Origin of the sequence: Streptomyces sp. AK010 (genome assembly GCF_014207295.1) — a bacterium.
Taxonomy (GTDB): domain Bacteria; phylum Actinomycetota; class Actinomycetes; order Streptomycetales; family Streptomycetaceae; genus Streptomyces; species Streptomyces massasporeus.
Map to the genome: position 1 here is coordinate 361,650 of NZ_JACHCX010000007.1, position 6,799 is coordinate 368,448.

Below are 6,799 nucleotides of genomic sequence, written 5' to 3' on the forward strand. Positions count from 1 at the left end.
CGGTCTGAGGACAAGTCTCTTCGCCGATCGGGGGTTCTGGTCATGGTGCTCATCGTGGTCTTCGGGGTGGCACTGCTCATAGCGGTGCTGTTGTCGGGGCTCGCCGCCCGGACCGTGCTGTCCACGTCCTTCCTCTTCCTCGTCGGCGGGGCCCTCGTCAGTGACGGGTTCCTCGGGCTGATCCACATCACGCCGGACAGCGGGATCGTGTCCGTCACGGCCGACCTGGCGCTGTTCGCGGTGTTGTTCACCGACGGCATGCACGTCTCCTTCCCCAAGCTGCGGGAGAACTGGCGCAACCCGGCCCGCGCGCTCGGGCTCGGCATGCCGCTGGCATTCGTCGGAACGGCTCTGATCACGCACTTCCTGGTGGGGCTGGACTGGACGACGTCCTTCCTGGTGGGCGCGGTGCTCGCGCCCACCGACCCGGTGTTCGCCTCGGCCATCGTCGGCCGCAAGGAAGTCCCGTCGAAGCTGCGGCAGTTGCTCAACGTGGAGAGCGGCATCAACGACGGGCTCGCCCTGCCGGTGGTCCTCATCCTCATCGCCGCGGCCGGGCCGACCTCCGGACACGCGGAGGCGTCGCTCGGGAAGATCGCGCTGGAGCTGGTACTCGGCCTCGTCTTCGGCGTGGTCGTGCCCTTCGTGGTGACCGATCTCGTACGGTTCAGGCTGCTGGGCGCCGAGCCCAAGCTGCAGCCGCTGCTGCCCCTGGCCATCGGCGTGATCCTCTACGCCCTGTGCCACCTCACGCACGCCAACCCCTACCTCGCGGCGTTCTCCGCGGGCGCGGTGCTCACCGCGCGGTCGCTGGAAGCGAAGGAGGCATTCGAGCCACTCGGTGAGATGCTGGCGGAGCTGGCCAAGTTCGCCGCCCTGCTGGTGTTCGGGGCGCTGCTGACACCGCGGCTGTTCGGCGACCTCCCCTTCGGCGGCTACGTCGCCGTCGTCCTCGCGATCGTGCTGATCCGGCCGGCCTCGCTGCTGCTGTCGCTGGTCGGCACCCGGTTCACCCGGCAGGAGAAACTGGTCGCAGCCTGGTTCGGCCCGAAGGGCTTCGCCTCTGTCGTGTACGGGCTGCTAGTGCTCCAGGCCGGGATCCCACAGGGCCAGGAGGCGTTCACCCTGATCGCCGTCTGCATCGCCTTCTCGATCATCGCCCACAGCTCCACCGACGTACCGATCGCCCGCCTGTTCAGGGTCGAGGACATCGCCGGCATCCCTGGCGACGAATCGGCTCCCGCGCCCGCGCGCGACACCCGCTGAATGGTCAGCCGACTCGGGCCAGGAGACGTACTTGAAGGAGGTGCGCATCTCCGTGGGGAGGAAGCAGCGCGTGTTACGTCTGGTGGAAGGGCTTTGCGCGGTCATCGCGCTGCTCTACGCGACGCTTTTCGTGTTGTTCACCAACTTCGATGCTCTCCCGGTCGCCTCCGCGAACGGCGACCTCACCTCGGCGATCGCGGTCCTCGCCGGGACGTGCTTCGGGTGGTTGGGCCTGCGTATGGTCCGCTCCTCACGCCGCCCTCCGGTCGGTCTGCTGATCATGGGGGCGTGCGCCGTCGGTCTGGTGACCGTGATGTGGTGGGCGCCCCACCCCACGGCGGAGGTGCAGCACACCACGCCCAGCCCGGGCCCCGGAAGCTCCTGGCACGCTCCCCCCAACGGCAGTCCCCGCATCGCGCCCTCTCCGCCCCCGCCGACTGCCGGACCGTGAGCAGCCTCGAGTGGAGCCCTCGGCCGCCCCATCAGAGACCGAAGGCTTCGCCATGGGAGTCCGGCCCGCTCGGAGCGGGTTGCCTGTCGCATCTCAGTCCCCGCCGCCGTCCGGCACCGGCCGTGCGGCGTGCCGGGCCGTGGGATTCCTGACCAGGTGTCGCGGGTCGCTCGCCCGGTTGATCGCCGACTCGACGGCCGCGATCCGGTCGGCCAGGAGGCCGAGGGCGAAGACGGCTCGGGTGAGTTGGTCGTCCTCCGAGCCGCCGAGGGACTGGGCTCGGACGTGGGCCGCCTTCAACTCCTCCCAGCGGTGGACCTGTTCAGCCGTGATGGTGCCGCGCAGCTCGGCCAGCTTGAGGAGATTGGCCTCGGCTCCGGAGGTGAGGGTCTGGGCCTCGATCCGGTAGTGGTCCTCGATCAGCGCGGCCAGTTCGACGTCGTTCATGACGGGCTGGATGCGCTGGGCGATCTTGTTCAGGGTGCGGTAGGAGCCCTGGAGCCGGAAGGGCGGTTCCGTGCGGGCCGTGTCCGACTGGGCCGCCGAGGCGATGTACGCCGCGTTCACGGTCAGGACCGCCTCCCGCGCGGTGAGCAGGTGCCGCAGTACGACCAGGATCCGCTCCAGCTCCGCGGGGGCGTACGGATGGGTCAGGCGGTCCGCGCGAGCCGCCGGGTCGCCCTGCGCGAGGCGGATCAGCTGGTCGAGGTCGGCGCGCTCGCGTCCGGCGAGCGGGGCGAGAACCGGGTTGGCGGTGAGGGCGTTCTCGATGAAGCTGAGCGCGAAGTGGTCGTCCTTGCCCGTCAGGACGTCGCCGAGGTTCCATACGTCGGCGCGGTTGGCGAGCATGTCGGGCACCTGGAAGCGGCTGCCGGACTCGGTGTAGGGGTTGCCGGCCATGCAGACGGCGAAGCGCTTGCCGCGCAGGTCGTAGGTGCGCGGCTCGCCGTCCCGCACGCCTTCGACGCGGCGGGTGGCGTCGCAGAGGGGGATGAACCTCTGGAGCAGTTCGGGCGAGATGTGCTGGATGTCGTCCAGGTAGAGGAAGGTGTTGTTGCCCGCCGCCAGCGCGAAGTTGATCTTCTCGATCTCCTGGCGGGCGGTGGCGTTGGGGGCCTCGGCCGGGTCGAGCGAAGTGACGGTGTGGCCGAGTGCAGGGCCGTCGATCTTCACGAGGATCATGCCGAGTCGGTCGGCGACGTACTCCATGAGCGTCGTCTTGCCGTAGCCCGGCGGGGAGATGAGCAGCAACAGGCCGCCGGTGTCGGTGCGCTTGGACCCGCCCGTGGTGCCGAGCTGCTTGGCGAGGCTGTCGCCGATGAGCGGGAGGTACACCTCGTCGATGAGCCTGCTGCGTACGAACGCGGACATCACGCGGGGCCGGTACTCGTCCAGGCGCAGACGGGAGCGTTCGGCGTCGACCAGGGCGGCGCGGCGGCGTTGACAGGCGCGGTGGGCGGGGACGTCATGCGTGCGGAACCGGCGCGTGCGGGCCAGGAGTTCGTCGATGCGGACCGTGAGGGCTCGGCCGGTGATGCGGGGGTGGGTGCCGAGCAGGCCCGTGACGGTCTCGGTGAGCGGCGCGTCGGACTCGTAGCGGGTCAGGGCGGGGCAGAGTTCGGCGGCCACCGCCTCGGCCAGGTCACCGGGGGTGAGGTCGGTGCCGGTGGCGGTGGTGTACGCCGTCAGCCATGCCTCGACCAGTTGCTCGCGGGCGGCCGGGTCGGTGAGGGCCGTGAGGTCGTCGTCGTAGGCCGATGTCCCCACGGTGCGGCGAAACTTGTCGAGCAGGGTGCGGGTGCCGGCGGCGATGGCGAAGCCGTCGGGTCCGGTCGTGAGCTCCTCGAACAGATAGGCGGCCGCTGCCTCTCCCCCCGCGACGTCCGCCAGTTCCCGTTGCAGGTCGGCGATGGCGGGTGCCAGGCCGAAGGTGTCCCGGGCCCGGGCGAGGGACACCGCGCGCCGGGTCCAGCTCTGCCGCTCCTCGTCCGTCGTGCCGTGCGCCCAGAACATCTGGGCGGCGGCTCGTGCGGCCGGTTCGTGGCGCAGCGGACCGGCGCGCTCGTGCAGGCGCAGGAGCGCGGTGAGGATCGCTGTCGCGTCGTGGTCGTGCACGCCGCGCTCGTAGCCCTCGTCGTACGCCGTCTCGGCGGCCTGCCGCACGAGCATCGGCAGATCGGCCTCCGCCAGGGCCGCGGGGCCGTGTTCGTCCAGGAGGCGGGCGGCGAGGTGCTCGGCGCGGTAGACCTCGGAAGACTCCGAGGGCAGGGGGCGGTCCCAGTAAGGGCGGGTGGCGGTGAAGTCGGGGTCGGTGACCGGGGAGCGGTAGTCGGTTCCGGTCAGAGCGAAGGCGAGGGTGTCGCCGTGCGCGACGAGAGTGAGGTCGAGGGGCTGGGTGTTGACGGCGAAGCGGTGGGTGCCGAGACGGATCACGCGTCCGTCGTCGGCGTAGAGGTCGGTGCGGTCGCGCAGGGTACGGAGCGCCTCCTGGCGGGCGGCCTTGAGGCGGCCGTCAAGTTCCTCGGCCCTCACCTGGTCGTCGAGCTGCCGCAGTTCGTCGGCGATGCCGCGGACCTTGGCCGGCATCGGGTCGGAGGTGAAGTAGGTGGCGACGGCGTCCGCGTCCGGCAGGGCCGTGGCCCGGCGGACGACGGTCCGCAGGACGCGGGCCGCCGAATCGCCCAGGCGCTCGGCGCGCCGGGCGCGGGCATCGGCCAGGGTCTGTCTGCGGGCGGAGAACGCCTCGTGGATCTCGTCCCGCTTGTCGGCGAGGGTGGCCAGGAAGTCGTCGAATTCGGCGAATCGGGACTCCAGGTTCTCCACCTGGACGAGCAGACGGGCGAGTTGCTCGTCACATGCCTCAGGGCTGCCGGCGGCAGCGAGCGCGCCGGTGACGGACTGGCCGAGCAGGGCGAACTCGGCGGCGAACTCGGCTCGTCCCTCCCGGTCGAGGAGTTCACGGCGGCGACCGTCGAGGGCGGCGCGGGCGCGGTTGACGCCGCCGAGGACCTCGGCGACGCGCTCCAGGATCGCGGTACGGACGGTGGCGTCGGCGATGTCGAGGCCGGCGACGACCTCGGTCACCGTGCGCAGCCCGTCGGCGAGTTCGTTCATGCGGGCGGCTACCGGCACGGCCTCGGCCACGGTGGCGATCGTCTCGGCGTCGGCGACGAGTCGCTCGACGTCCGCGTGGTGGCCGGCGAAGGCGTCCTCACGGGCGAGGTGAGCCACCGCCCGCCGGCCGAAGGCGTCGAGGTCGGACTCGGTGGCGGCGGCGACCTCGTCGACGCGGGCGGTGTCCGCGTACCGCATGTCCTTGAGAGTGAGCAGATGACCTCGCGCGCGCCGCAGTTCGGTCAGGCCGGTCACCCAGTCGGCCGTGCCGCGCGGGGTCTCGCCGCGCAGCCGTCCTACCACCGCGGCGACCCGTGCGGTGGCTTCGGCGAGCGCTTCCTCGGCCTGCCGGGTGAGGGTCTGGACGGTTTCGAACTCGGACAGAACCTGCTGTGCCGTGTCGCGCAGGTTTGACAGCGGAGTGTGGAGGTCACCCATTTCGGGGTCGGCCAGCCAGTGATGGGTGTCCGCGACCCGGTCGCAGGCGGCCAGCAGCGCCGCGTACACCTCGCTCGTGGGGGCCGTGTCGGCGACGGCACCCCTGATGGAGAGGCAGTCGGAGATGCCGCGCACCAGGTCGGCGTTGCCGATCCGCGCCAAAGGGCCGGTGCCGACCGGCTCGGCGGCGGCGTGGGTGTCGGAGACGTACGGAGAGTCCCACAGCTGGACGGGGTGGACGCGCCGTGGTTCGGCGGTGCCGGGCCGCAGTACGGCCAGCACGCCGTCGTCGAAGAGCGCCCAGCCGTTGCAGGGCAGGGGGTTGGCCATCTCCTTGCGGATCGTGTTGTACGGCAGGAGGAGGCTGCGGCCCTCCGCGCGCGCGTGGAAGGCGTAGAGCACGTCCTCGCCGTTCGGGGAGCGGATCTCCCGCTCGAACTCCAGATCCGCCGTGTCGAGTTCGTACGTCTTGTGGGCACCGGTGGCCAGGCAGTACCCGCCGGGGAAGACGATCCCCTGGTCCTCGGGCAGACGGCGGCAGGACCGGCCGATGCCGTCAAGGCGGACGACGGCCCTGGTGAGGGTGTTGAACACCAGGTATCGGTCGGTGTCCTCCTTGTAGGGGCGGATTCGCAGCAGGATCAGGGCACCCACGCGCGCGTGCGCGATGTCCGCGTCCGCGAGGGCCTGCAGCGGTTCGTCGACCGGCTCGGTGTGGACGCCCTCGGCCGTCTCGGTGTCGTCGTCGGTCTTGACGCTCAGCACGCCGCCGACCGTGGACACGAACATCTCGCCGTCGATGGAGATGTGGGGGTGGCGGCCGAGGATGTGGTCCTCGCGGGTGCTGGCGGTCCATTCGAGGTCGTGGGACGGCGGGAGGACGTGGTCGCGCTCGCCCCGCGCGTCGAGGAAGGTGGCCTGCCCGTCGTCCGACAGGGACCAGCGCAGCACCCGTGTGTCGTCCTCCCTCTCTCCGGTTCGGAAGACGGCGAGCAGCTTGCCCTCGGTGCGCAGGAGCCGGAGTAGCTGGGCCTGGCGGTAGTAGCGGTGCAGGGCGGCGAACTCGCGGACGAAGGCGGGGTCGTCGAGCAGGCCGGGGACGGCGTCGTCGGGCAGCCGTCCCAGGTCGCGGTCGTGCAGGGCCAGGACCTCGCCCACGCGCGTGTCCGTCTCCCGGCCCGGGACGGCGTTGGAGCCGACGAGCAGCGCCTCACCCACGGCCACGATGTCCCGGGGTATCGCCGCGTGCTCGGTGCGAAGCCGCTCCGTGCCGGCGAGTTCCAGCCGCGTCGAGCCGAACTCCTCGCTGCGGCGGGCGTTGAGCGCCTCGGCCCGGCGGGCGAGCTCGGCGGCCTGCGCGGTGAGGCGGTCGCGCAACACCTCGTACGTGCCGGTGTCCACTGACTCGTGCGTGCCGGAGTCCGGGCCGACCGTCGTGCCGGAGTCCGGGCCGACCGTCGTGCCGGAGTCCGGGCCGACCGTCGTGCCGGAGTCCGGGCCGACCGTCGTGCCGGAGTCCGGGCCGACCGG

General features: G+C 71.6%; 3 protein-coding genes. 2 read left to right on the forward strand and 1 reads right to left on the reverse strand.

Features of this window, described 5'->3' with window-relative positions; genetic code table 11:
• Positions 1–42: 42 nt before the first annotated feature.
• Together HDC93_RS16960 and HDC93_RS16965 are read left to right on the forward strand one after the other, a co-directional pair.
• On the forward strand, positions 43–1,266 hold the full coding sequence (locus HDC93_RS16960; protein WP_185011625.1) for a sodium:proton antiporter: 1,224 nt from the start codon (positions 43–45) through the stop codon (positions 1,264–1,266).
• 70 nt (positions 1,267–1,336) lie between these two features.
• A complete protein-coding gene (locus HDC93_RS16965; protein ID WP_185011627.1) occupies positions 1,337–1,717 on the forward strand; it encodes a hypothetical protein in 381 nt (126 codons plus the stop codon).
• A gap of 93 nt (positions 1,718–1,810) precedes the next feature.
• Here HDC93_RS16965 and HDC93_RS16970 read toward each other — a convergent pair whose 3' ends face one another.
• Positions 1,811–6,670: a DNA repair ATPase gene (locus HDC93_RS16970; protein WP_185011715.1), complete on the reverse strand. Its 4,860-nt coding sequence runs from the start codon at positions 6,668–6,670 to the stop codon at positions 1,811–1,813.
• Positions 6,671–6,799: the final 129 nt, after the last annotated feature.

Coding starts and splice junctions, on each gene's coding strand:
- HDC93_RS16960 (WP_185011625.1), top strand. CDS start 43: ATGGTGCTCATCGTGGTCTTCGGGGTGGCACTGCTCATAGCGGTGCTG.